The 23,901-nt window shown below is 60.7% G+C and carries 20 protein-coding genes; 10 read left to right on the top strand and 10 right to left on the bottom strand.

Annotated features, from left to right (window positions below):
* The first annotated feature begins 150 nt into the window (after positions 1-150).
* Positions 151-1,191 carry a hypothetical protein gene (locus ABWV89_RS06575; protein ID WP_353395398.1) on the top strand — a complete coding sequence of 347 codons (1,041 nt, stop codon included), beginning with the start codon at positions 151-153 and terminating at the stop codon, positions 1,189-1,191.
* Positions 1,192-1,343: 152 nt separating this feature from the next.
* Positions 1,344-1,664 (top strand): hypothetical protein, encoded by a 321-nt coding sequence (locus ABWV89_RS06580; protein ID WP_353395399.1) that lies wholly within the window; start codon positions 1,344-1,346, stop codon positions 1,662-1,664.
* A 4-nt stretch (positions 1,665-1,668) separates the two neighbouring features.
* Here the strand turns inward: ABWV89_RS06580 and mpl are convergent, their stop codons facing one another.
* Entirely contained in the window at positions 1,669-3,120 is a 1,452-nt protein-coding gene (gene mpl, locus ABWV89_RS06585) for a UDP-N-acetylmuramate:L-alanyl-gamma-D-glutamyl-meso-diaminopimelate ligase (RefSeq protein WP_353395400.1), read from the bottom strand.
* 48 nt (positions 3,121-3,168) lie between these two features.
* On the opposite strand from mpl, the gene ABWV89_RS06590 reads away from it, so the two are divergent.
* The 7 genes from ABWV89_RS06590 to ABWV89_RS06620 all read left to right on the top strand — a co-directional run bounded on the left by ABWV89_RS06590 (position 3,169) and on the right by ABWV89_RS06620 (position 10,171).
* Positions 3,169-3,801: a hypothetical protein gene (locus ABWV89_RS06590; RefSeq protein ID WP_353395401.1), complete on the top strand. Its 633-nt coding sequence runs from the start codon at positions 3,169-3,171 to the stop codon at positions 3,799-3,801.
* The gene (locus tag ABWV89_RS06595) at positions 3,798-4,322 is read left to right on the top strand and encodes a TlpA family protein disulfide reductase (RefSeq protein WP_353395403.1); all 525 of its coding nucleotides are present in this window, start codon (positions 3,798-3,800) and stop codon (positions 4,320-4,322) included. Before ABWV89_RS06590 ends, ABWV89_RS06595 begins: the two co-directional genes overlap by 4 nt.
* Positions 4,323-4,590: 268 nt before the next feature.
* On the top strand, positions 4,591-5,070 hold the full coding sequence (gene accB / locus ABWV89_RS06600) for an acetyl-CoA carboxylase biotin carboxyl carrier protein (RefSeq protein ID WP_353395405.1): 480 nt from the start codon (positions 4,591-4,593) through the stop codon (positions 5,068-5,070).
* Between the two features lie 12 nt (positions 5,071-5,082).
* On the top strand, positions 5,083-6,432 hold the full coding sequence (accC, locus tag ABWV89_RS06605) for an acetyl-CoA carboxylase biotin carboxylase subunit (RefSeq protein ID WP_353395407.1): 1,350 nt from the start codon (positions 5,083-5,085) through the stop codon (positions 6,430-6,432).
* Positions 6,429-7,325 (top strand): 50S ribosomal protein L11 methyltransferase, encoded by an 897-nt coding sequence (gene prmA, locus ABWV89_RS06610; protein ID WP_353395409.1) that lies wholly within the window; start codon positions 6,429-6,431, stop codon positions 7,323-7,325. The genes accC and prmA overlap by 4 nt, the downstream gene beginning before the upstream one ends.
* Before the next feature lie 110 nt (positions 7,326-7,435).
* The gene (locus ABWV89_RS06615; protein ID WP_353395410.1) at positions 7,436-9,256 is read left to right on the top strand and encodes a DUF3426 domain-containing protein; all 1,821 of its coding nucleotides are present in this window, start codon (positions 7,436-7,438) and stop codon (positions 9,254-9,256) included.
* A 27-nt stretch (positions 9,257-9,283) separates the two neighbouring features.
* Complete coding sequence (locus tag ABWV89_RS06620; protein ID WP_353395411.1) at positions 9,284-10,171, top strand: carbohydrate kinase family protein; 888 nt, start codon at positions 9,284-9,286, stop codon at positions 10,169-10,171.
* Between the two features lie 13 nt (positions 10,172-10,184).
* On the opposite strand, the gene ABWV89_RS06625 is transcribed toward ABWV89_RS06620, so the two are convergent.
* The 9 genes from ABWV89_RS06625 to ABWV89_RS06665 all read right to left on the bottom strand — a co-directional run bounded on the left by ABWV89_RS06625 (position 10,185) and on the right by ABWV89_RS06665 (position 22,327).
* Positions 10,185-11,399 (bottom strand): SGNH/GDSL hydrolase family protein, encoded by a 1,215-nt coding sequence (locus ABWV89_RS06625; protein WP_353395412.1) that lies wholly within the window; start codon positions 11,397-11,399, stop codon positions 10,185-10,187.
* Positions 11,400-11,658: 259 nt separating this feature from the next.
* Positions 11,659-12,351, bottom strand: coding sequence for a histone H1-like DNA-binding protein (locus ABWV89_RS06630; protein ID WP_353395413.1), 693 nt, complete (start codon positions 12,349-12,351; stop codon positions 11,659-11,661).
* A 213-nt stretch (positions 12,352-12,564) separates the two neighbouring features.
* Positions 12,565-13,740 (bottom strand): ribonucleotide-diphosphate reductase subunit beta, encoded by a 1,176-nt coding sequence (locus tag ABWV89_RS06635; protein WP_353395414.1) that lies wholly within the window; start codon positions 13,738-13,740, stop codon positions 12,565-12,567.
* Positions 13,741-13,896: 156 nt separating this feature from the next.
* Positions 13,897-16,794 carry a ribonucleoside-diphosphate reductase subunit alpha gene (locus tag ABWV89_RS06640; RefSeq protein WP_353395415.1) on the bottom strand — a complete coding sequence of 966 codons (2,898 nt, stop codon included), beginning with the start codon at positions 16,792-16,794 and terminating at the stop codon, positions 13,897-13,899.
* A 450-nt stretch (positions 16,795-17,244) separates the two neighbouring features.
* Positions 17,245-17,874 carry a 1,6-anhydro-N-acetylmuramyl-L-alanine amidase AmpD gene (ampD, locus tag ABWV89_RS06645; RefSeq protein WP_353395416.1) on the bottom strand — a complete coding sequence of 210 codons (630 nt, stop codon included), beginning with the start codon at positions 17,872-17,874 and terminating at the stop codon, positions 17,245-17,247.
* Positions 17,864-19,369: a sigma-54-dependent transcriptional regulator gene (locus tag ABWV89_RS06650; protein ID WP_353395417.1), complete on the bottom strand. Its 1,506-nt coding sequence runs from the start codon at positions 19,367-19,369 to the stop codon at positions 17,864-17,866. Before ABWV89_RS06650 ends, ampD begins: the two co-directional genes overlap by 11 nt.
* Before the next feature lie 18 nt (positions 19,370-19,387).
* On the bottom strand, positions 19,388-21,265 hold the full coding sequence (locus ABWV89_RS06655; RefSeq protein ID WP_353395419.1) for a sensor histidine kinase: 1,878 nt from the start codon (positions 21,263-21,265) through the stop codon (positions 19,388-19,390).
* 2 nt (positions 21,266-21,267) lie between these two features.
* Positions 21,268-21,510: a PP0621 family protein gene (locus ABWV89_RS06660; RefSeq protein ID WP_353395420.1), complete on the bottom strand. Its 243-nt coding sequence runs from the start codon at positions 21,508-21,510 to the stop codon at positions 21,268-21,270.
* A gap of 16 nt (positions 21,511-21,526) precedes the next feature.
* Positions 21,527-22,327 (bottom strand): cytochrome C assembly family protein, encoded by an 801-nt coding sequence (locus tag ABWV89_RS06665; RefSeq protein ID WP_353395422.1) that lies wholly within the window; start codon positions 22,325-22,327, stop codon positions 21,527-21,529.
* Between the two features lie 201 nt (positions 22,328-22,528).
* On the opposite strand from ABWV89_RS06665, the gene ffh reads away from it, so the two are divergent.
* A complete protein-coding gene (ffh, locus tag ABWV89_RS06670; protein ID WP_353395423.1) occupies positions 22,529-23,899 on the top strand; it encodes a signal recognition particle protein in 1,371 nt (456 codons plus the stop codon).
* Positions 23,900-23,901 lie beyond the last annotated feature (2 nt).

Here is a 23,901-nt window from a genome sequence, read left to right on the forward strand (position 1 = left end):
GAAACAGGTTCCGTGTGGAATATGTCCGCACCTGGCTCTTGAGGTGACGGGGTTGGCTCGTTACGCTACGGACATCAGGGACAAGGCAGTGCGTCGAGCGCCGCCTTGTTTTCATCATGTCCATCCGATCACCAGGGAGGTTCGTCAATCGTGGAGCAGCCGCAGTTGCGTCTGGGCGTCATGGGTTTTGGCCAGCAGCAGGCCGATGCTTTTGCCCAATGGAGTGCGCGAATGCCGGCAGGCGGCCCCGTTTGGGTCATGTCCAACGTAGACGAAGCCGACGTCTGGTTGATCTGTGGCAGCTCGGTCAATGTCACAAACAGTGGTGAACTCATGGTGAGCGAACCCAGTGACCCTGCCGTGCAACACGTGATCACCCGTGACAATATTGTCCGGCCGCTGGCTTTCGCCAAGCCTGTGCCGGAAGGCTTTGAGTCAGCCGAGTGCTTCGACGTCAGCACCGAGAAGCAGCTCAAGCGCTGTCTGCAGCGGTTTGAAGCATGGCTGCGCCCTCTGAGAACCCAGTTCGAACTCGCGGCATTGCTGGCGGAGCGGGTATCGGAGTACAAAGGCTCCGTGGTTCATGTGGTGCGCGAAAACAAGCTCATCGCGGTGGTGGATCTGGTGAACTGGGCCATTGGCATTCACCCCAGAACCCGGCCTGTCGATCTGGCAACTTCCGAGTGGATACGGCGTCCCCCGAGAGCCGCTGATATTCCATCGAGCTTTGTGCGGCAGCCCTTTCATCGTCTCATGTGGATGTACGCGTCGCGAAGCGATCGGGATGTACTGCCAGGGCGATACCGCCAACTGCAGGTTCACTACCGAAAGGCGCCTGCCGTGCCGGACGACTGGCTGGACGATTTGCACCGCATCGTGCTGCACGCACTCAAGGATTCCCCGGCGACGTTCGACGTACTTCAGGACATGACGCTGGCCTCCCGCGAAGAGCTCACCCGCTGCCTTGGTGGTCTGTACTTCGGTGGGGCCATCACCACCAATGCCGATCACTCATTTCGCAACCGGCACAATGCTGCGCCCGTGCGGCGGCGCCCGTCGTCAGGGAGCAATCGTGGCAGCAGTGGTGTCGCCGGCGGACGTCGTTCGCGGCCAGGACTGATTGGGCGGGCTTTGTGGGCCACCCGCCGCAAGCCGGATGTTGGCAGCAGCACCCACTTGTCGACCCATTGACCATTCCCGGAGCCAAACTTGCGCCCCAGTGCAATCCCGGGTGCTCGTTGCCAGGCGCTCAGTGCAAAATGAGAGCATGCGTCTCGCGCTGATGGGGTATTGAGACTTCAATTCGCCGGAGTCGAGCCTGAAACGATCCAAGGAGCCGAAGCATGCGCAGCCAAGTCACCCTGAACTGGGGAAATGCGGCCAGTTATCAGTATGACCTTGAAGAAGTGCAGCCCATGCCACATGATGTGGCCAGAAGCTGGCTCGATGAGCAGTTCACCTTTTTCGAGTGTGAACCCATTCGCCTGACCGGCAAGGTTCTGACGGCGGACAAGGTCCTGGCCGTGGCGCAGGCAGCAGGCGAAGAACGCTTTCGCGATGAGGCTCACCGGGCATGGGCCATGACATTTGCGCGGGCTGCCAGTTCAGCGCTTGCCAAGCCGGTCGTCATGGTCGACGTTCCAGCCATGTCTCTGCACTATTGAACGCTCACGCCCCGGGCGATCGAGCCCGTTCCGTGAGGGCTTTGAGCAGCCGCTCATGGATACCGCCAAAGCCGCCGTTGCTCATGCACACCAGGTGATCGCCAGGTTGCGCTTCCGCGATCACAGCCGCCACGAGCGAGTCAATGCTCTGGTGCACCTGCGATTTTTTACCCAGCTCGGCCAGCGCTTGCCCTGCATCCCAGTCCAGGCCGCCCGCATGGCAAAAGGCCAGGTCGGCTGAGGCCAGGCTCCATGGCAACTGGGACTTCATGGTGCCCAGCTTCATGGTGTTGCTGCGTGGCTCGAACAAGGCCAGGATGCGTTCCTTCTGTCGTCCCTCAGCGGTCAGTTGGCGCTTGAGTCCATCCAGCGTGGTCCGGATGGCGGTCGGGTGATGGGCGAAGTCGTCATACACCGTGACCGGCGCAGTGCCCGCGAGCATCTCAACCTTGCCCCGTGTTTCCATTCGGCGGCGCACGTTCTGGAAGCTGGCCAGGGCTTTGGCCGATTGTGCGGGCGCCACCCCGAGGTGGTCGGCCGCGGCGATGGCTGCCAGTGCATTGAGCTGGTTGTGGACACCCGTCAGTCCCCATTGCACGCTGGCGACAACACGGTCTCGCTCGAGCACCTCGAAGTCACTGGGCTCGCCTTGTGCGCTGAAGTCGCTGACAGTCGAGCCAAACGTTCGCAGCTCGCTCCAGAGGCCCATATGGAGCACGCGGTCCAGACTCTCCTCCACGCCATTGGAGACCACCCGCCCGGAGGGAGGGACCGTCCGCAGGAGGTGGTGAAACTGTCGCTCGATGGCGGCCAGGTTGTCGAAGATGTCGGCGTGATCGAACTCGAGGTTGTTCAGCACAGCCGTGCGGGGCCGGTAGTGAACGAACTTGCTTCGCTTGTCGAAAAAAGCCGTGTCGTATTCATCGGCCTCGATCACAAAGGGTGGGGCGGGTCGCGCTGTCGTGGCGCTGTCCCCTGAGGCGCCCAGCCGGGCCGATACACCGAAGTTCAAGGGAACGCCTCCGACCAGGAATCCGGGTGCGAGTCCTGCGCACTCGAGAATCCAGGCCAGCATGGAGGTGGTGGTGGTCTTGCCATGGGTGCCGGCGACCGCCAGAACATGGCGCCCTTGAAGAATGTTCTCAGCCAGCCATTGCGGTCCGCTCGTATAAGGTGCACCTGAATCCAGAATGGCTTCCATCAATGGAAACTTGGGTGTGCCGTCCGGCAAGCGCGCACGGCTGACCACGTTGCCAACGACATAGACGTCGGGCCTGAGCGCCATCTGGTCGGCGGCAAAGCCTTCAATCAGGTCGATGCCCAGGGCCTCGAGTTGGTCGCTCATGGGCGGGTATACGCCTGCATCGCAACCGGTGACGCGATGGCCAGCTTCGCGAGCCAGTGCAGCCACCCCGCCCATGAAGGTGCCGCAAATACCCAGGATGTGAATGTGCATCCCGGCATTGTATGGGGCGACCTGGCTTGGGCAGTGCACAATGGGGCCATGGAAGCGTTTCGCTCACCCGAGCAGGCCGAATTGCTGGCCACGGCTGCAAGACTGATTGTCGAAGACGGTATGGAGTATGGTCCGGCCAAACGGCAGGCGCTGGACGTTCTGCGCCTGCCTCCCCGAACCCGGTTACCGGACAACGATGTCCTGGAAGATGCGGTCAGAGAGTACATAGCGCTCTTCTGCCCTCAGGAGCAGGCCGAAGCCCTTCAGCGTCTGCGTCGGCTGGCTTTGACCTGGATGGAGCGGCTGGCCGAATTCCGGCCTCACGTCGTGGGCGCGGTCTGGCACGGGACGGCGACCGATCTCAACGACATTTACCTTTACCTGTTTGCCGATGACGCCAAGGCGGTGGAGTGGCGCCTGCTGGACAAAAAGGTGAAATACCATCCCGGAACTCTTCCCGGCCGTCCAGGAAAGGGGCAAGGTCGGGAACGCGAGGTGCTGACCATTGAAGAGCGTGTGACAGGCTGGACCCATGCGGTGCTGGTGCATCTGGTGGTCATGGATCTGGATGACCTCAAGGGCGCGCTCAAGCCAGATGGCAAGGGGCGTACCCCTATCGGAACGCTGGGAGCCCTGAAGGCTCTGATGGGGCAAGAGGCGGGAGAAGGAGTGGGGTCATGAAGCGCAGGACGATGGTGGCCGCTGGAGCGGCGGCTGCGGCCGCTGGCCTGGCGGCTGGTTGGTGGCGCTATAGTCTCAAGCCCGTCATGTCGACAGCGGAAGCCACTTTCTGGGCGTCGCGATTTGTCAGCCCCGATGGCGCAGCGATGCCCATGGAGCAATACCAGGGCAAACCCATGCTGCTTAATTTCTGGGCAACATGGTGTCCGCCATGTGTGGAAGAATTGCCGATGATTGACGTGTTCTTCCGTGAGCAGGCCGAACGTGGACGCCCATGGCATGTGCTGGGTCTGGCCGTGGACAAGGCCAGTGCGGTGCGGACCTTTCTGGCGCGTCAGCCGGTGACCTTCGATGTGGCGGTTGCAGGATTTGCCGGCTCGGAGCTGGGCAAACAACTGGGCAACGACACGGGCTCTTTGCCTTTCTCGGTGGTATTCAATGCCGATGGGCAAATCGTCGAGCGCAAGCTGGGCAAGCTCGACGAGCAGGACCTGCAACAATGGGCTGCTGCTGTGCGCTGAGCTGGCTGGCGCCACCCGCCTGACCAGTGGTTGAGAGGTTGATCGCCGCCAAAGTGCCTTTTTGTCGGCAAATTCGGTCTATGTCGGTCAAATCGAATTCAAGTTCGGTGAAAATGACTGATGACTTGATTTCAGTATTGCGTGTGATCCGGCGCTGAATCTCGCGCTTCATCGTGTACACTGCCTTCCCATTGCCAAACTTTTGTCCCGGGTTAGCGCTCTTTTGGCGCGATTTCCGACAATTTGGCGAAAGTTTTATGGAGAAGTCATGGATCTGCGAAAACTGAAGACGTTGATCGACCTGGTGTCGGAATCGAACGTCTCTGAACTGGAAATCACTGAGGCCGAAGGCAAGGTCCGCATCGTCAAGAGCGTGCCGCAGGAGACGCAGGCGCCCATTACATATGCAATGGCACCTGTGGCCGCGCCTGCCATGCCGGCTGGCGCGCATGCGCCCGCCGTGGTGGATGTGGCTTCCGCTGCAGCAGCACCAGCCGCGGAAGCAGCGCCAGCTGGCCACCAGGTCAAATCGCCGATGGTGGGTACCTTCTACCGTGCTTCCAGTCCGGGCGCCAAGCCTTTTGCCGAGGTGGGCGACTCCGTCAAGGAAGGGGACACCATCTGCATCGTCGAGGCCATGAAGATCCTCAACGAGATCGAAGCCGACAAGAGCGGCACCGTGACCCAGGTACTGGCCGAGAATGGTCAGGCGGTCGAATACGGCCAGCCCCTGTTCGTGATCGAATAAACGGCAGAATCCATGTTCAAGAAAATCCTGATCGCCAACCGCGGTGAGATCGCCCTGCGGATTCAGCGAGCCTGCCGGGAAATGGGCATCAAGGCTGTGATGGTCTATTCGGAGGCCGATCGTGACGCCAAGTATGTTCGCCTGGCCGATGAGGCCGTCTGTATCGGTCCTGCGCCATCTGGCCAGAGCTATCTGAACATGCCTGCCATCATCTCTGCGGCAGAAGTCACTGATGCAGAGGCCATTCACCCCGGCTACGGGTTCCTCAGCGAGAACGCGGATTTTGCCGAGAGAGTGGAAAACAGCGGGTTCACCTTCATTGGCCCGACGCCTGAGTCCATTCGCACGATGGGCGACAAGGTGTCTGCCAAACAGGCCATGATTCGCGCGGGCGTGCCCACTGTCCCCGGTTCTGAGGGCGCGTTGCCGGATGACCCGGTCCAGATCAAGCGCATTGCCAAGTCCGTTGGGTACCCCGTGATCATCAAGGCCGCCGGCGGCGGGGGTGGTCGAGGCATGCGTGTTGTGCATACGGAAGCGGCCTTGCTGCACGCCGTACAGACAACGAAGGCGGAAGCGGGCGCAGCTTTTGGCAACCCCGAGGTGTACATGGAGAAGTTTCTCCAGAACCCGCGGCACGTCGAGATTCAGGTGCTGGCCGATACCCACAAGAATGCGGTGTATCTGGGTGAGCGCGACTGCTCGATGCAGCGCCGTCACCAGAAGGTGATTGAAGAAGCGCCTGCGCCTGGCATTCCACGCCGTCAGGTCGAGAAGATCGGTGAGCGCTGTGCATCGGCATGCAAGAAGATTGGCTACCGTGGTGCAGGTACGTTTGAGTTCCTCTATGAAAACGGCGAGTTCTACTTCATTGAGATGAATACTCGCGTGCAGGTTGAACACCCGGTGACTGAAATGATCACCGGTGTCGACATCGTGCGAACCCAGATCGCCGTGGCGGCAGGCGAGAAGCTGCCGTTTACGCAACGCCACATTCAGCTGCGGGGCCATGCAATCGAATGCAGGATCAATGCTGAAGACGCATACAAGTTTGTACCCAGTCCCGGACGGATTGCCACCTGGCACCCGCCGGGCGGCCCGGGTGTGCGAGTGGACTCACACATCTATACCAACTACTTTGTGCCGCCCAACTATGACTCCATGATCGGCAAGATCATTGTTCATGGCGACACGCGTGAGCAGGCGCTGGCACGCATGCGCACGGCGCTGGCGGAAACCGTGGTCGAAGGCATCAGCACCAACGTGCCGCTGCATCGCGAGCTGATGGTTGATGCCAACTTCGTCGCAGGCGGGACCAATATTCACTATCTCGAAGAATGGCTGGCCCAGCGGGAGCGATGACCTACCACGAACTGGTCCTGCTGTTGCCCGAGGGCGCCGTTGAGCCCGTCAGCGACGCCCTCGACGCCCTGGATGCCTTGAGTGTCTCGGTCGAGGATGCCGATGCCTTGACTCCGGCGGAGCAAGCCATGTTCGGTGAACCGGGCATGCCCGCGCCCAGAGAGGGCTGGCAGCGTTCCCGCATCGTGGCATTGTTCGCTTCTGAAGCGCTGGCACGAGATGCAGCCCGTATTCTGTCTGCGCAGGATTTCTGGGTCGATTCGGAGACCGTCGGTGTTCGCAAGGTGGAAGATCAGGACTGGGTGCGTCTGACCCAGTCCCAGTTTGACCCTGTTGAAATCACGCCAAGCTTCTGGATCGTGCCGAGCTGGCACCAGCCACCGGAAGCGGCGACGCACGTCATCCGTCTGGACCCGGGCCTGGCCTTTGGTACGGGAACCCACCCTACCACCCGAATGTGCCTGCGCTGGATTGCAGCGCATGCGCCACAGGGCCAGAGGGTGCTGGACTACGGCTGCGGATCGGGGATTCTGGCCATTGGCGCGCGCTTGCATGGTGCATCCGAGGTGGACGCCGTGGACATTGATCCTGCTGCCGTGGAGGCGACACGGCTCAATGCCAGCGAGAACCATGTTGAGTTGTCTGCTGGCTTGCCCGAACTGGCCGCTGGCCAATACCAGACCGTGCTGGCCAATATTCTTGCCACGCCACTGAAAGTGCTCGCCCCCTTGCTGTGTGGGCACGTGCAGGCTGGTGGCCATCTGGTGCTCGCCGGGATTCTCGAGCGTCAAGCAGACGAGCTTAAGCAGGCCTATGCCAGCTGGGTCCAGCTGGAGGTGCTCGACAGCGAAGACGGCTGGGTGCTGATGGGCGCTTGCAAAAAGGCCGCCTGACAGGGGTGGCCGGTGGTCAATAGCGCGCAGAATGACCACTGGATGGCGCCAGACCAACACTGGGGCAGGCCGACGACAAAAGTTGGCCCAGAGCCTGCAATAATTCCATCATGAGTTACACCACCCGATGTCCCGCTTGCGGCACGACGTTCAAGGTCGTGCCCGACCAGCTGAAGATATCGGATGGCTGGGTACGGTGCGGCTATTGTTCAGATGTGTTTGACGCCAGCCTGTATCTGCAGCCATGGGAGGAATCCCGCAAGGGTGGGCAGCCTGCTGCCGGGCAGAAGAGCCCGGTTTCAGCCGAAGAATCTGCTCCGGTGGGTTCGGCTGCTGCGCGGCCTCGCACGCAAGTGGTGTCCGGGCCTGCTCCCTCTGCACGGCCTCGCATCCCCGAGTCTCAGGTGGCACCTTCTTCCGTGGTGGCGGCGCTCAAGCAGCAACAGAGTAGGGCTGCCGGTGCCGGTGGGTCGGATAGAAAGCCTGTGGGTGCGTCACTGCCACCGTCGGCAAGTCAGTTCCTGTCTTCGCCTGACCCGAAAGCCGCGGTCTCGGCACGGGCCTCGGCCGGCCCCAGTCCTGGCAAGCCAGAAGAGCCAGCCGGTGCAAACAAGGACAAGGAAGCCCGCAAGCTTGCCGAGCAAAATGATGAACTGAAGCCGGATCCTGCCGATGACTGGGGCGACTCGGATTTCATGGCGGAGCTCAAACGTTACGCCGACGAAGTCAGGGCGGAAGACGAGGCGGAGGCCAAAGCGGCACAGGTGGCCAAGGCAGCAGAGCCCGATGCTCCACGGCCACGTGCAAAACCGGCCGAGCTTCCACCCTTGCCTCCGGTGGCCGGGCACTTTCGGCCCCGTCCGCAGCGCCTGATCCGTGACCCACGCAATGAAAGGCACGCTGCAGACGATATCTATTCGGCGGTCCCTCCGCCGCCTGAGGGCAATGACGCGGAGGAGGCAACCCCTTCAACTCAGGAAAAAGCTGCCGGTACAAAAAACACACCGCCGACCTCGTCAGATTCTGTGCTGCCTCCCGTAGCAGCCGGGAAGGCGCCGGGCAGCAAGTCGGGGTCTGTCGCCAAGGAAGAGGTCGCGCCCGACGTAGCCGCTCCAACGAGCGCTGTTGAGAAAGCGAAGGCACCGGCCGCCCGTGCATTGGCGCCTGAGAGCGACAAGGCCGAGGCAAGTGACTCATCTGACGATACGGATGAGATTGACAGCGAGTGGCCGCTGGAAGAGCGCGATGAAACCGAGGACGAAGATGGAACGCTCGCGACGGCGTCCTCGCCTGCCCGCGGGCTACCACCGGCTCGAAACAAGAGCAAGCGGGAGACCGACGAAGACGAAGACGAAGTGCCGCTGGCGGAGGATGACGTCAGCAGCCGATTGATGGAAGAGGGTGTGGAGCTGAGCTTTGTTCAGCAGGCCAGGCGAAAGGCGTTCTGGGAGTCCCGGGCTGTGCGCATGAGCATGGTTGCGCTTGTCCTGCTGCTGGGCATGGCACTGGCAGGCCAGTGGGCCATCCAGGAACGCAATGAACTGGCGGCAGCGCGCCCTGCGATCAAACCTCTGTTGGTTTCGGCATGCGGTGTTTTGGGTTGCGAAGTCGGTGCGGCGCGCCGTATCGATCAGGTGGTGATCGAGCGGGCCAACCTTCAGCGTCGCCTCGACAATCTGTACTCGTTTGACTTCGAGATTCGCAACACCAGCGATATTCCGCTGGCTGCGCCTGCGGTGGAGCTCAGCCTGACAGGCTCCGAAGGTGCATCGCAGGTGATCGCTCGCCGCGTTTTCCTGCCGCAGGAATGGCCCGGGCAACCCGAAGAAGTACCGGCAGGCAAGAGTATCAGCGTCAGCTTGAGTCTCACGCTGGCTGGCGGCCAGGACCTGGCCAGCGCTGGCTTCCGCGCATTTGTTTTCTATCCTTGAGTCGTCCTCCGGACGCATTTGATCATCATGTCCATTCTTATCTGCGGCTCGCTCGCCTTTGACTCCATCATGACTTTCGAGGGACGGTGTGCCGAGCAGATACTGCCTGAGCAATTGCACATCCTCAATGTCTCGTTTCTGGTGCCGGCCATGCGGCGCGAGTTCGGTGGATGCGCTGGCAACATTGCCTATGGGCTCAAGCAGCTGGGCTCGCCAGCGGTCGCGCTGGCAGCCATTGGCAGTGATGGGCACGGCTACATGGAGCGTCTGCGGGCGCTGGGTGTCGACACGTCGTGCGTGCGAATGGTCAACGATGCATTCACCGCGCAGGCGATGATCATGACGGACCGGGACAACAACCAGATCACGGCCTTTCACCCCGGTGCCATGTCGCATGCGCATGAGACACCGGTGCCTGTGGATGCCGGGATCAAGCTCGGCATCGTGGCGCCCGATGGTCGCGACGCGATGATCAGTCATGCCGACCAAATGGCTGCTGCTGGCATTCCATTTGTGTTTGATCCTGGCCAGGGGTTGCCCATGTTCAATGGTGAAGAGCTGCAACGCTTTATCGAACAGGCGACCTGGGTTGCTGTCAATGACTATGAAGCCAAGATGCTCAGCGAACGCACGGGGTGGTCACTGCAGGAAGTCGCCTCTCGTGTGCAAGGCATGGTGGTGACGCTGGCCGAGCATGGATGCGATGTGTATGCCGGCAACAGTGTGGTGCGCGTGGCAGGCGAGGTGGCCACCGAGTTGCTTGACCCCACCGGCTGTGGCGATGCGTTCCGTGCGGCTTTGCTGCATGGCTTGTTGCAGGGCTGGTCGCTCGAGAAATGCGCTGCGCTCGGCAATCGCATGGGCGCGGTCAAGATCGCGTCACGTGGCGGACAAAACTATGAGTGGGGCGGCTGATCGTCGCTTTCGGTCAGTCAATCTGAGCCGTTTGTAGGGCCGCCAGAACTTCCCGGCGTGTTCGGCGGGCCATGTAGGCAACGCCGTTTCGCTGGCCTTCGTGGGTAGGGTGTGTGCCGTCCGCATCAATGTACACATCGGCGTTTCCATCACCCTTTGGGTTGGCGATGGTGCCAGTGCCTGTGATCCAGGGGCCGTTGCCAGGTGCAGAGGCACCCCATCCGGTCACCCATCCACCCTCAAGAGTGTTCAGGTAGATCCACCAAGGACTTCCCAGATTGGCCAGTTCATTGCGGATGTACTGGTTGATCAGGGAGTACTTGTCGCGGCCGTTCAGGTATGACTGCCTGGGGCACCAGGGCCCATGAACGATGAGCAGCGTTTGCTGCAGGTGATGACGGCAATAGGCGAAGAAGGCCTGAATCTGCGCATGGGTTCTGGCGTTGGCGGGGTCGTTGATACCGCCGCTGACCACAAGCACCGATGGCGGCCAATGTTCAGTGTGCTCCCTGAAGAGTTGGAGCCGATTCAGAAAATTGAGTCCCTGGTTGGTCGTCTCATAGCCGCTGCCGCCGTGTTGCAGGTTGGCGAAATGGAAGCCGAGTGCGTCCGCCAGCAGGATGGATGCGCCGCCGTGAGGAAACCCCCATTGGCCAAAGCCTCCGTAGCTGTCGGTCAGCGCCACCATGGGCGTGCTCAGGCCCGGGGTATACGGTATGACGGAATCGGTGTTCGGGTTGATGAACACGCCTGCAGTACCGCCAAAATGTCTGGGCATGACGACGACTCTGCGCAGAGCCCTGCTGTCGAAGTCGACTCGCAGCTGCCGGCGTATGTTGCCGTTCGATGGCGCGCTTTCCACGATGAGGTCTTCGGCGACCCGTGCCCCCTCCACCCAGAGCATGACCCCATAGTTCGGATGGGACTGCCCATCGATTTCGAGCGCGGAGCCGTCGAACCAGAAGCTGAACACTTCGCGTGCCCCCAGGCCATTGACGGGTCTGAAGACTTCTCGACCTTGCGTGCTGTATGCCGTGTCAATGGGCACCGCCAGGTGAAAGCCGGGATCGTCGAGAGGAACCAGCTGCGCTCCTGAGATGCTGCCACTCGCAAAATCTTTGCTCCAGCGGAAGCTGGGTGCCGGCTTCATGGGCTCCCGCTCGGACATGAGACTGGATGACAGCCGCAGTCTGAGTACACGCATGTTGTACTTGATGTTGACGTTCACATGGCCTTCTTTCTCCTCCCCGGAGATGTTTGCCCCTGATTGGGCTTGGCCAAGGACGGGTCACGATGCGGTGACCGCTATCGCCTTGAACGGTCCTCAGCGGATGTCGTTTTCTGAAGTGGCGATTGCAGGGTACTGCATGCAGCGTGGTGCAGGAATGTCAAACTGTTAGTTTTTGCAGTGGTATCCAACGAGAAAGCCCGACACACTTGCGTGTGTCGGGCTTTTGAACACCTGGCCTCTATAAGACCTCAGTGCCTCAAGGGCGGCTGGACGTCGGGAACGGCCATGCTGCTTGAGGGTTCAGCTTTGTACGAGCTGCTGGGGCCGCAGGGGCTGCCGGCTTTTTAGCCGGCGCGGCTTTTTTTGGCGCAGAAGCCTTTCTTGCAGCAGGTTTCTTGGCTGCAGATTTTTTGGCCGCGGGCTTTTTCGCTGCAGGCTTCTTCGCTGCGGCTTTTTTGGCGGCTGGCTTCTTGGCTACGGCCTTCTTGGCAGCAGGCTTCTTCTTGGCTACGGCTTTCTTAGCAGCAGGCTTCTTCTTGGCAGCAGCTTTCTTGGCCGCGACCTTCTTGACCGCTGGCTTTTTGGCTGCAGCTTTCTTCGCTGCTGGCTTCTTCTTGGCCGCTACTTTCTTGGCCGCTGGCTTTTTGGCCGCAGCTTTCTTCGCTGCTGGCTTCTTCTTGGCCGCTACCTTCTTTGCTGCCGGCTTTTTGGCTGCAGCTTTCTTCGCTGCAGGCTTCTTCGCTGCAGGCTTCTTCGCTGCAGCTTTCTTGACCGCTGGCTTTTTGGCTGCAGCTTTCTTCACTGCAGGCTTCTTGGCCACGGGTTTCTTGGCTGCAGCTTTCTTCGCTGCAGGCTTCTTGGCTGCCACCTTCTTCACTGCCGGCTTTTTCGCCGTAGCTTTCTTGGCGGCTGGCTTTTTGGCCGGAGCCTTTTTCTTCGCAGTTGCCATTGCTTTCTCCTTGATCAAGTTGGAAAGAGCACTTCTAGCGGTCTTGTCGCCGCTGAAGCGATTCAATTTCCTGGAGTCCCGTGGATGCACCCACCTGGAACTTCAAGAATTTGAATGCTGTGACAAAGCCCCGAGCCATCGTTTTGCAACGAGTGGGACAGGGCTTTGTGTTGTTGCTTGACATTGCTGATTGTCGCTGAATTCAAAAGGATTTCAATCCCATGACAATGCGCCACCCGATTGATATTCAATCACTCGGGTTTCGAAGAAGTTGCGCTCCTTCTTGAGGTCAATCATTTCGCTCATCCAGGGGAACGGATTTTCCTCGTTGGGGAACAGTGGCTCCAGTCCAATCTGCGTTGCGCGGCGGTTCGCGATGTATCGCAGGTAGCCCTTGAACATGGAAGCATTGAGGCCCAGCACGCCGCGTGGCATGGTGTCCTCTGCATAGCGGTACTCAAGATCGACAGCCTTGAGGAACAGGGCCTTGATTTCAGCCTTGAACTCAGGTGTCCACAACATCGGATTCTCGAGTTTGATCGCGTTGATCAGGTCGATGCCGAAGTTGCAATGCATGGATTCGTCACGCAGGATGTACTGATATTGCTCAGCAGCACCAGTCATCTTGTTCTGACGGCCCAGCGCCAGAATCTGTGTGAAGCCCACGTAGAAGAAGAGGCCTTCCATCAGACAGGCAAAAACGATGAGACTCTTGAGCAGCGTCTGGTCGTTTTCTGGTGTGCCGGTCTGAAAGTTCGGGTCCATGATCGCGTCGATGAACGGAATCAGGAACTCGTCCTTGTCACGGATGGAAGAGACTTCGTGGTACGCGTTGAAGATTTCTCCTTCGTCCAGACCCAGCGACTCGACGATGTACTGGTATGCGTGGGTGTGGATGGCTTCTTCAAATGCCTGGCGCAGCAGGAACTGGCGGCACTCGGGCGCCGTGATGTGGCGGTAGGTGCCCAGCGTGATGTTGTTGGCCGCGAGCGAGTCGGCAGTGACGAAGAAGCCGAGGTTGCGCTTGACGATGCGGCGCTCGTCTTCGGTCAGGCCGTTGGGGTCCTTCCAGAGCGCGATGTCGCGGCTCATGTTCACTTCTTGCGGCATCCAGTGGTTGGCGCAAGTTGCGAGGTACTTCTCCCAGGCCCACTTGTATTTGAACGGCACCAGCTGGTTGACATCTGTCTGACCATTGATGATGCGTTTGTCGGCCACGTTCACGCGACGCTCGCTGGCAGCAGCGGCAGACGAAGTGTTGGGTGTGGAGGAGTCTGTTGCCTGCTGAGCCGCTTGAGGCGCCGACGGCCGAGCGGCTGGCGTGTTGTTCGCCAGTGGATTCAACGCAGGTTTTGGGGTGGGTGTGACGTTGTCGTCCCAAGTCAACATAGATCGATCCGGTTCAGTGAATTATCGAAGTGTCTGCTTCAATTGCAAAGCGATCACAGCAAAAGCTGTCTCGTTGTGTTGCTCGTGAACATCGAAATGCATGTGAGGTCGCGTTTCGATGTTCACGAAAAAGCAGGCGTCGGTTCTGTTCTGGGCTTATTGGCAGGCTTCGCAACCAGGGTCATCGATGGCGCAGAACTTCACATCGGTGGCTGGTTCACTGGCTGCAGATGCAGCGGTGTGCGATGAATCGCTCGACGACGAAACAGCATTGAGCTGACCAGCGCGCCCAGTGGATTTTTCTGCATGCGTGGCAGAAGTGGTGCGAAGGTAATAGGTGGTCTTCAGACCGCGCAACCATGCGAGCTTGTAGGTGTCATCGAGCTTCTTGCCGGACGCGCCAGCCATGTAGATGTTCAGGCTCTGTGCCTGATCGATCCACTTCTGGCGACGGGCTGCAGCTTCTACCAGCCAGAACGGTTCGATTTCGAAGGCCGTGGCGTACATGGCCTTGATGTCCTGCGGAATGCGATCGATCGGTTGCAGCGAACCGTCGAAGTGCTTGAGGTCCATGACCATCACGTCGTCCCACAGGCCCAGGCGCTTGAGATCCTTGACGAGGTAGTTGTTGATGATCGTGAACTCGCCCGAGAGGTTGGACTTGACGGACAGGTTGCCAAAGCTCGGCTCGATGGAGGCATCGACGCCGATGATGTTGGAGATGGTGGCGGTCGGTGCGATGGCTACGCAGTTGGAGTTGCGCATGCCGTCCTGGGCGATCTTGTTGCGCAGGGCGTCCCAGTCCATGGTCGAACTGCGGTCGGTGTCGACATAGCCGCCGCGCTCCTGAGCCAGCAGATCGAGCGAGTCCAGTGGCAGGATGCCTCGGTCCCAGAGAGACCCCTTGAAGCTGGAGTAATGACCGCGCTCACGTGCCAGCTCGGTAGAGGCCCAGTAAGCGTAGTAGCAGATGGCTTCCATGGAGTTGTCGGCGAACGTGACGGCTGCGTCGGAGCCATACGGCACACGCATTTCGTACAGGGCGTCCTGGAAACCCATCAGGCCCATGCCCACGGGGCGGTGGCGCATGTTGGAGTCGCGGGCCTTCTTGACAGCGTAATAGTTGATGTCGATCACGTTGTCGAGCATGCGCATCGCTGTATTGATGGTGCGCTTGAGCTTCTCGTGGTCCAGTTCCTTGCCGTTGGCGCCGTCCTTGAGGTGACGGACCAGATTGACCGAGCCAAGGTTGCACACCGCAGTTTCGCCATCACTGGTGTTGAGCGTGATCTCGGTGCACAGGTTGGAGCTGTGGACGACACCGGCGTGCTGCTGCGGGCTGCGCACGTTGCAGGCGTCCTTGAAAGTGATCCATGGATGGCCGGTTTCGAACAGCATGGAGAGCATCTTGCGCCACAGGTCGATGGCCGGTACTTTCTTGTGCGGCCGGATCTCGCCGCGGGCAGCTTTTTCTTCGTAGGCGGTGTAGGCCTTTTCGAAATCGGCGCCGAAGAGGTCGTGCAGGTCGGGGACGTCGCTTGGGGAGAAGAGTGTCCACTCTCCCTTTTCCATGACGCGCTTCATGAACAGGTCCGGAATCCAGTTGGCCGTGTTCATGTCGTGGGTGCGGCGACGGTCGTCGCCGGTGTTCTTGCGCAGCTCGAGGAATTCCTCGATGTCCAGGTGCCAGCTCTCGAGATAGGTACAGACGGCACCCTTGCGCTTGCCACCCTGGTTCACGGCGACAGCGGTGTCGTTGACCACCTTGAGGAACGGGACCACGCCTTGCGACTCACCATTGGTACCCTTGATGTGGCTGCCCAGTGCACGCACGCGGGTCCAGTCGTTGCCCAGGCCGCCAGCGAATTTGGACAGCAGTGCGTTTTCCTTGATGGACTCGTAGATGCCATCGAGGTCGTCCGGCACGGTGGTCAGGTAGCAGCTCGATAGCTGAGAGCGCTGGGTGCCGCTGTTGAACAAGGTGGGCGTGGAGGACATGAAGTCGAAAGAGGAGAGGACTTCATAGAACTCGATGGCGCGGGCTTCGCGGTCGATCTCGTTGAGCGACAGGCCCATGGCCACCCGCATGAAAAATGCCTGCGGCAGCTCGATGCGCTTCTTTCGCACGTGCAGGAAGTAGCGGTCATACAGGGTTTGGAGACCCAGGTAGTCGAACTGCAAGTCGCGCTCGGGCTTGAGAGCGGCGCCGAGCTTTGCGAGGTCGAACTGCATCAGCTTGTGATCAAGCAGGTCATTCTCGACGCCCTTCTTGATCAGCTGTGGGAAGTACTCCGCATAGTGCTGTCCCATGTCCTGTGGCAGCACTTCTTCACCCAGGACTTCCTTGATGATGGTGTTGAGCAGCAGACGCGAGGTGGCGTATGTGTAGTCAGGGTCTTTTTCAATCAGGGTGCGGGCCGCCAGGATGGACGCCTTGTGCACTTCTTCCATGGGCACGCCGTCGTAGAGGTTGCGCATGGTTTCCGCGAGGATCGGATCGGGCGTGACATCCGCGCCCAGGCCAGCGCATGCGTTCTCGATCTGGGTGCGCAGCCTGCCCAGGTCCAGCGGGATTCGCTGTCCGTTGTCGACAACAGTCATGGACGCTTCGGCCACAGGCGCCGTGGCTTCGGCCTTCTGGTGTGCGCGTTCTTGCGAGCGGCGCTCACGGTACAGAACATACGCGCGGGCCACTTCGTGGTTGCTGCTGCGCATCAGGCCGAGCTCGACCTGGTCCTGCACGTCTTCAATGTGAAAGGTGCCGCCGCCCGGACGAGAGCGCATCAGGGCACGCACGACGTTCTGTGTCAACTCTTCCACCGTCTCTCTCACGCTGGCCGACGCCGCGCCCTGGGTGCCATGGACAGCCAGGAAGGCTTTCATCATGGCAACAGCGATCTTGCTGGGCTCAAAGGGGACGACCGCACCATTGCGGCGAATGATCTGGTACTGGGCGTACTGCGCGTCGTTGATGCGTGGCGCTGCGTGTGCGGGCTGGATGGACGACGGCGCTTTGGCGGCAGCCGATGAGTCGGTGGGTTGGGCAGTCTGCATGGTTCCTCTTTCAATGCGCTTGTGTGTGTGTTTTTGGCTCAAGGCGTGGAAGCTCCTGATTGCGCTGCACATAGGGCTTGCTCGGCTCGCTCCAGGCACGTTGCTCCCTTGTGGAGAGCAGGAGAGGAGGGTTTTCTGCGGTGAAAACGGGGGAGCGACGGCGGCAATGCGTCAGCGCAGGAGACACTATATATGGTGTCTCGCCAGCTATCAAGACACTACCGGTAGTGTTTGGCTAAAAAAGCAGCAGGCAACTGCCACTCGTCTTTTCGCACAGTAAAAAACGGGTGTGCACCGCTCTTGTGCGGCGGGTCGGCAAGGTCGATATGGCGGGCCTTCTTCACCTGGTGGTCAGGTTTTTCGGGCTGTCCGGCGGATTTTGGTTTTGCAGGCCTTGTGAATCAAGGGGGCAGGGCTGTGCCCCTGATCAGCCCGGTGCCAGCGTCGCCGTCAGGACGCCTGTCCGGGAATCACAGCATCAGGAAAACACTGATTGGGCCAATGCAACAGTTGTTGCAGGCGAATCCAATCAAATCCGGCGCCTGGATCCAACTTGCGACCAGGCGCGATGTGTTCATGGCCTGCAATGTGCCTGATAGGGTATCGGGCTTGAATCACGCGGCAAAGCCATGCCAGCTGCTCATACTGAGCAGGCTCGAAGCTGCCGCCTTCCAGGCCTTCAAGTTCGATGCCGATGGAGTAGTCGTTGCAGTTGTTCCGCTCCATCCAGCAGGACCGACCGGCATGCCATGCCCGGTCGTTCACGCTCACAAACTGCTGGACGCTGCCGTCCCGGCGGATGAGGAAATGTGACGATACCTCTGTGCCCCGAATGGATTGGAAGTATGGATGAGCGTCCCAGTCGAGGCAGTTGGTGAACAGCTGCTCGATTTCCCTTCCGCCAAATATGCCTGGCGGAAGGCTGATGGAATGCACGACGATGAGATCGACGTCCGTCTTGTCAGGTCGCGGGCCGAAGTTGGGGGACGGACAATTTGCCACACTGCCCAGCCAGCCATCGCGCCAGTCGGCGGCTTCGACTGCCCTCTCGCCAGTGTGGGCGTGAGGGTCAGTCTTCACTTGAGTCGGATGGCATCGTGATGCCCAGTCGCTGGATGCGATAACGCATCTGCCGAAGATTCAGGCCCAGCCGTGCAGCGGCCGCGGTGCGGTTGTACCCGCTTTCCTTGAGCGCCATCAGCAGGACCTGGCGTTCCTGGTCATCAAGGAAACTCTGCAAGTCCGGCGGAAGGCTGAGCGGGCCTTGCGCGGCAGCCGGAATGCTGTCGCCGGTAGCCATTTCGAAGGGGCTGGCGACGCCGGGACGACTGACCGGCTCACTTTCCTGCTCGGCATGCTGACCCGGCGTGTCATCTCCGAAGTCTCCTGGCTCGATGGTATGTCCGGAGCTCAGCGCCAGCGCACGCTGAAGCAGGTTTTCCAGTTCGCGAACGTTGCCAGGCAGTTCGCGGCCCTGTAGCGACGCGATGGCTGCCGTCGACAGCAGGGGAACTTCCTGTCTGGACTCTTCGCAGATACGGCGCAGAATGGCCTGTGCCAGCTCTGGCAGGTCTTCTCTTCGCTCGCGCAATGCTGGCGTGCGCAATTCGATGACGTTGAGCCGGTAGAAAAGATCTTGCCTGAAGTCTCCCGACTGTACGAGTGCGGCCAGATCCTTGTGGGTCGCGCTGACCAGCCGCACGTCGACTGTCTCTTCCTGCACGCCACCCAGCGGGCGGACGCGCCGCTCCTGGATGACCCTCAGGAGCTTGGCCTGCATGGCCAGTGGAAGGTCTCCGATCTCGTCGAGGAACAAAGTGCCTCCCCTCGCCGCCTGGAAGTAGCCCTCCCGGTCAGAGCTTGCCCCTGTGTAGGCACCCTTTCTTGCGCCGAAGAACTCGGCCTCGATCAGGTTCTCGGGAATGGCTCCGCAGTTGACGGCGATGAATGGCCCTTCGCTGCGGTGGCTGCACAAGTGGACAGCGTTCGCCACGAGCTCTTTACCGGTTCCTGACTCTCCCATGATCAGAACAGGCGCCATGCTGGTGGCCACCTTCTCGATGCGGTTCTTGATCTGGTCGATCGCCCCCGACGATCCGACGATACGGGCGAGTGCCTGAACGCCAGAAGGGGGGGGAGGTGCCGTGTGAATGACGGCGCTGGCCGAAGATGGTCCGGCAGCAGGTTCGGCAGACTGGCGCTGGCTTCTTAGGGCAGAGACGACCGCGGCACGAAGCTGCTTGAGGTCGACCGGCTTGGTGAGGTAGTCAAAGGCGCCATTCTTGAGCGCCTCGACGGCGTTCTCGGCAGATCCGTAGGCCGTGATGACAATGGTCTTTTCAGGGCGCTGATCGGCAGTGAGTTCCTTGAGCAGCTCAAGCCCCAGGCCATCGGGCAGGCGCATGTCGGAGATGAGTACGTCGAAGCGGTCGGCACTGAGCATTTCGCGCGCCTGGCGCAAATCTTCTGCACAGGTGACTTCGTGTCCTTCCCTGAGGAGGGTCAGTTCGTAGAGCGTGCGCAGGTCCGGCTCGTCGTCGACGACAAGTATGCGGGCGGGGCGTGCTTGGGACATCTGTCGGGGTCGGTCGTGTTATGGCTGTGAACTGCCCAGTTCGCCAGGAGACGTGGCAGTTGGTCTCGTCAACGCAGGTTGCGAGTCGCCTGGCGGGTAGTTCAGACTTTGCTGTATGGGGACCGGGCGGCTCTCGGTAGCAGATGGAATGATGACAAAAAACTCATTGCCGTCATGGTTGTCCAGCGCGCTGCGCTGGTAGGAAATCTGCGCACCGTAACGTTCGCACAGTTCCCGGCAAATGTAGAGCCCCAGACCGCTCGAGCGGCTCTCTGAAGAGAAGAACGGTTCGAACAAGTGGTTGAGAACACTCGGTTCGAGTGGCGGCCCGTCGCTCCATACAGAGAGCCGGATGCGATCATTGCCGCTGGGCTGGGTGATGACCCGAATGGAGTTGGGCTGGCGCGAGGCGTGGCGCAGGGCGTTGTCCAGCAGGTTGATCAGCAATCGGCGAAGGTGCTCGGCGTCGAAAGGAACAAAGGCGCCAGGGGCATGGATATGCACGCCCAGAATGCCTCTGGCCTTGGACTGCCTGACCCACTCATGCGTGATCTGTCGCACCGTGTGGTCCAGAGGCAGCGTCATGGATGCGTCTGCCGGCTCCAGGGGCTGGGCACGGGCGAGGTTGAGAATGTCGTCGACAATTCTGGCCAGACGCTGTGCGTTCTGATCGATCATGCTGGTCAACCGCTTCTGGCCGGGATCGGCAACCTCTTCTTCGAGCAAGGCGTTGGCCTGCGTGATGGCGGACAAGGGGTTGCGAATCTCATGGGCAACGGCAGCTGACATTCGCCCCATGGATGCCAGCTTCTCTGTTCGTACCCTTGCTTCGACTTCCCGCAAATCTTCCAGAAACAGGACGCAGCGAATACCCCGACCGCTTTTGGACTGACTGATGCCTGTGGTGAGCCGCGTGCGGGCGAACAGTTTGTGGGTGGTGAGATCGTCGACGTCTACCTGGATTTCCGCTTCCAGCGGCTGACCCATGTTGAAGGTCTCATTGACGAGATGCTCAATGCCTTCCCATCCCTCCCTGCCAGACAGAAGCAGTCGCGCTCCGATGGGGTAGGGGTGGTCGCCCATCAGCATGCGCTGTGCAGCAGGGTTGGCGCTTCGGACCACACCATGGGTGTCGGTGATCACCACGCCCTCGCTGAGACCTTCGATGATCAGCTCATTGACCTGTGCCTGTGCCTTGGCCGATGCCTGGCTGCTCAGCGCCAAAGCCTCTTCTTTCGCCAGGCGCCGTGCCAGCTGGTTGGCCAGAAAGGCCACCAGGAAGAAGCCAGTGCCTGCCATCGCCGCTTCCAGCAGCTTGGGTGTTTGCTCGCTGGCCTGGGCGGGACCCAGAATGGCCGATATCAGAAGAATGAGGGTGACGGTGGCTGCACTGGCCAGTCCGAGGTTCAGCGGCCCGACAATGGCCGCCAGCAGCACAGGCAAAGCGTACAGGGGAGTGAGGTTGTGGCTGCCTTGCTGGAAGTTCTGAATGATGGCGATGACAGCGATGTCGATGGCGATGGTGACCAGCCATCGCAGGACCGGGGATTTCCAGCGGCGAAAGGAGCGGCCATAGCGGAAGACAAAGCCTGCCCCGACCACATGGGCCGCCGCCAGGGGCAGGATCCACAAGCTGTTGCCGGGGTTGGTCTGCGTGAAGAAGAGGAAGACCTGCAGTGCCAGCAACGCGCTGGCGGCAAACAGACGTGCGCCCAGAAACGCACGCCAGATGCGGCTGAATGCGTACTCTTGCTTGGTCGGCCCGAAGCCGCTGCTCTCGGGGCCGAAGTCGCCCATGCGGGTGGAGAAACCGGACGGCGGTACCGTGTCGCGAGGGACTTCGGTCAGGAGGCTGAAGTCGGTGAGGGCGCGACGGCGCGACGAGCGGTACTTCATGGTCAGCCCTGACGCTCGTGCGCAGCCCTGTGGGAGGGATCGCAGAAATAGGCGTCCTTGCCCCGGACGGCTTCAGACTGTGGGAGGTGGGTGCCGCAATGCGCACAGGCGACCATCGCTACGGGCGCATGAGAGCGGCCGGCCGGTGCGGTCTTGTGAGTGGTGGACGCCTGTCCGACATGGTTCTTTCGCCACATCCACCAGGCAACACCCAGTACGACGGCCAGCAGCAGGTATTTCATCATGGCTTCACGCACCTGGTCATTGGCTGGCCCGGTGAAGGACGACTTCAAGAACAAAGCGGGAGCCGACGTAGCCCAGCAGCATGAAACCCGCCGCGACGTAGATGGTCCTGACTGCGGCGTGGCCGCGCCAGCCCAGGCGCCAGCGGCCGAGAAGGAGGACCCCCATGATCAGCCAGGCGAGCACCGAGAAGGCGGTCTTGTGGTTCCAGACCCAGCGCTCATTGAGCATCTCGGAAAACCAGCCGCCGGCCAGCAGCGTAGCGGTCAGCAATACAAACCCGGCTGTCACGAACCGGAAGGTCAGATTCTCCAGGGTCAGCAGCGGGATGGTGTTTTCAAGGGTGGCGCCGGCCCGCATGGCTTTGTCTGCGCGTTGCATCAGCCAGGCGTGAACCACTGCCGCGCTGATCAGACCGTAAGCTGAAATGCCCAGCGCCCAGTGCAGTGGCAGCCAGGCGGAACCCAGCGCCGGATAGTGTGCGCCAGGGAAAATCAGGGAGAGCAGGACGGCCAGAGTACCCAGCAGAGCGAGATTGCCGCGTGCTCGCCATTGGGGATAGAGCCTGCTCTCCAGTGCGTAGATGGTGAGAACCAGCCATGCGGTCATGGACAATGCCGGTGCAAAGCCAAAGCGGGTGGGCTGGATGAACAGGCCGGCCATGAGACCGAGCAAGTGCAGCAGCCAGGCAATACCGAGCAATGTCCGCGTCTGACCGGCCCCCAGTCGCTGGTGGACCATGGCCAGCACTGCATAGGCCAGTGCGGCAGCCAGTGTCAGCGCAGAGTAGACAGGGTGGGCAGATACGGTGGTCAGCATGGGCCTTGGTGCTAGAAATGGACGGCCGGCGCGCTCTGGCGTGGCGCCGGTAAAATCCAAGGAACAGTGTAACGGCCCGGAAGGCTCAGGGCGAACCCTGCCCAGTCATTTCTGTGGTGGCCGTTTCACTTCTCTGACACCTTGCCGGTGTCGGGCGTGTTTTTCGCCCGGTCACCCGCCCTTTGCACTGGACGCTCAATCATGGCCTCAGCTCTCTCCGAACGCTTGACGAAAATCGTCAAGACCATGCGTGGTCAGGCGCGCATCACCGAAGACAACGTCTCGGAGATGATGCGCGAAGTGCGCATGGCCTTGCTGGAGGCGGATGTGGCGCTGCCAGTGGTTCGCGATTTCATCGGACGGGTCAAGCTCAAGGCCCTGGGGCAGGAAGTGGTGGGCTCGCTCACACCGGGTCAGGCACTCGTCGGTATTGTCAACAAGGAGCTGGCGGCCACCATGGGGGAAGGGGTGGCTGATATCAACCTGTCTGCGCAGCCCCCCGCGGTCATCCTGATGGCTGGCTTGCAGGGCGCGGGCAAGACGACGACCACAGCCAAGCTGGCCAAGCACCTGATCGAGAAGCGCAAGAAAAAGGTGCTCACAGTGTCCGGCGACGTCTACCGTCCAGCGGCCATTGAGCAGCTCAAGACGGTGAGCGGTCAGGCGGGGGCAGAGTGGTTCCCCAGCTCTGCGGACCAGAAGCCGCAGGACATCGCGCGAGCGGCGCTGGACCATGCCCGCAAGCATTTCTTTGACGTGCTCCTGGTGGATACGGCCGGACGACTGGCGATCGATGAAGCGCTGATGCAGGAGATCAAGGAGCTGCATGGTGTGCTCAAGCCGGTGGAGACGCTGTTCGTGGTGGACGCCATGCAGGGTCAGGACGCGATCAACACTGCCAAGGCCTTCAAGGAAGCGCTGCCATTGACAGGCATTGTGCTGACCAAGATGGATGGCGATTCGCGTGGTGGCGCTGCGCTGTCAGTGCGCCAGATCACCGGTGCGCCCATCAAGTTCGCTGGCGTCTCCGAGAAAATCGACGGGCTTGAAGTCTTCGATGCCGAACGGCATGCCGGCCGCGTGCTGGGCATGGGTGACATCGTGGCGCTGGTCGAGCAGGTCTCGGCTGGCGTGGACATGGAATCCGCTCAGCGCCTGGCGGCCAAAGTCAAGAGTGGCGAGAGCTTTGACCTGGAGGATTTTCTTGGGCAGCTCCAGCAGATGAAGCAAATGGGTGGGCTTTCCAGCCTGATGGACAAGCTGCCCGGAGAGCTGGCCGGCAAGGCCAGCGAGGCGGACCTGACCCGCGCAGAAAAGGACATCAAGCGCAAGGAGGGCATCATCTGCAGCATGACGCCAACCGAGCGTCGCAAGCCGGAGCTGATCAAGGCGACGCGCAAGCGCCGCATTGCGGCTGGTGCCGGCGTGCAGGTGCAGGAAGTCAATCGCCTGCTCAAGGAGTTTGATCAGATGCGCGCCATGATGAAGAAGATGAAGGGCGGCGGCCTGATGAAGATGATGAAGCGCATGGGAGGCATGAAAGGCATGCCCAAACTTCCCGGAATGGGTTGACT

Source organism: Hydrogenophaga sp. 5NK40-0174 (genome assembly GCF_040372165.1).
In the GTDB taxonomy this organism is placed as follows: Bacteria; Pseudomonadota; Gammaproteobacteria; order Burkholderiales; family Burkholderiaceae_C; genus Hydrogenophaga.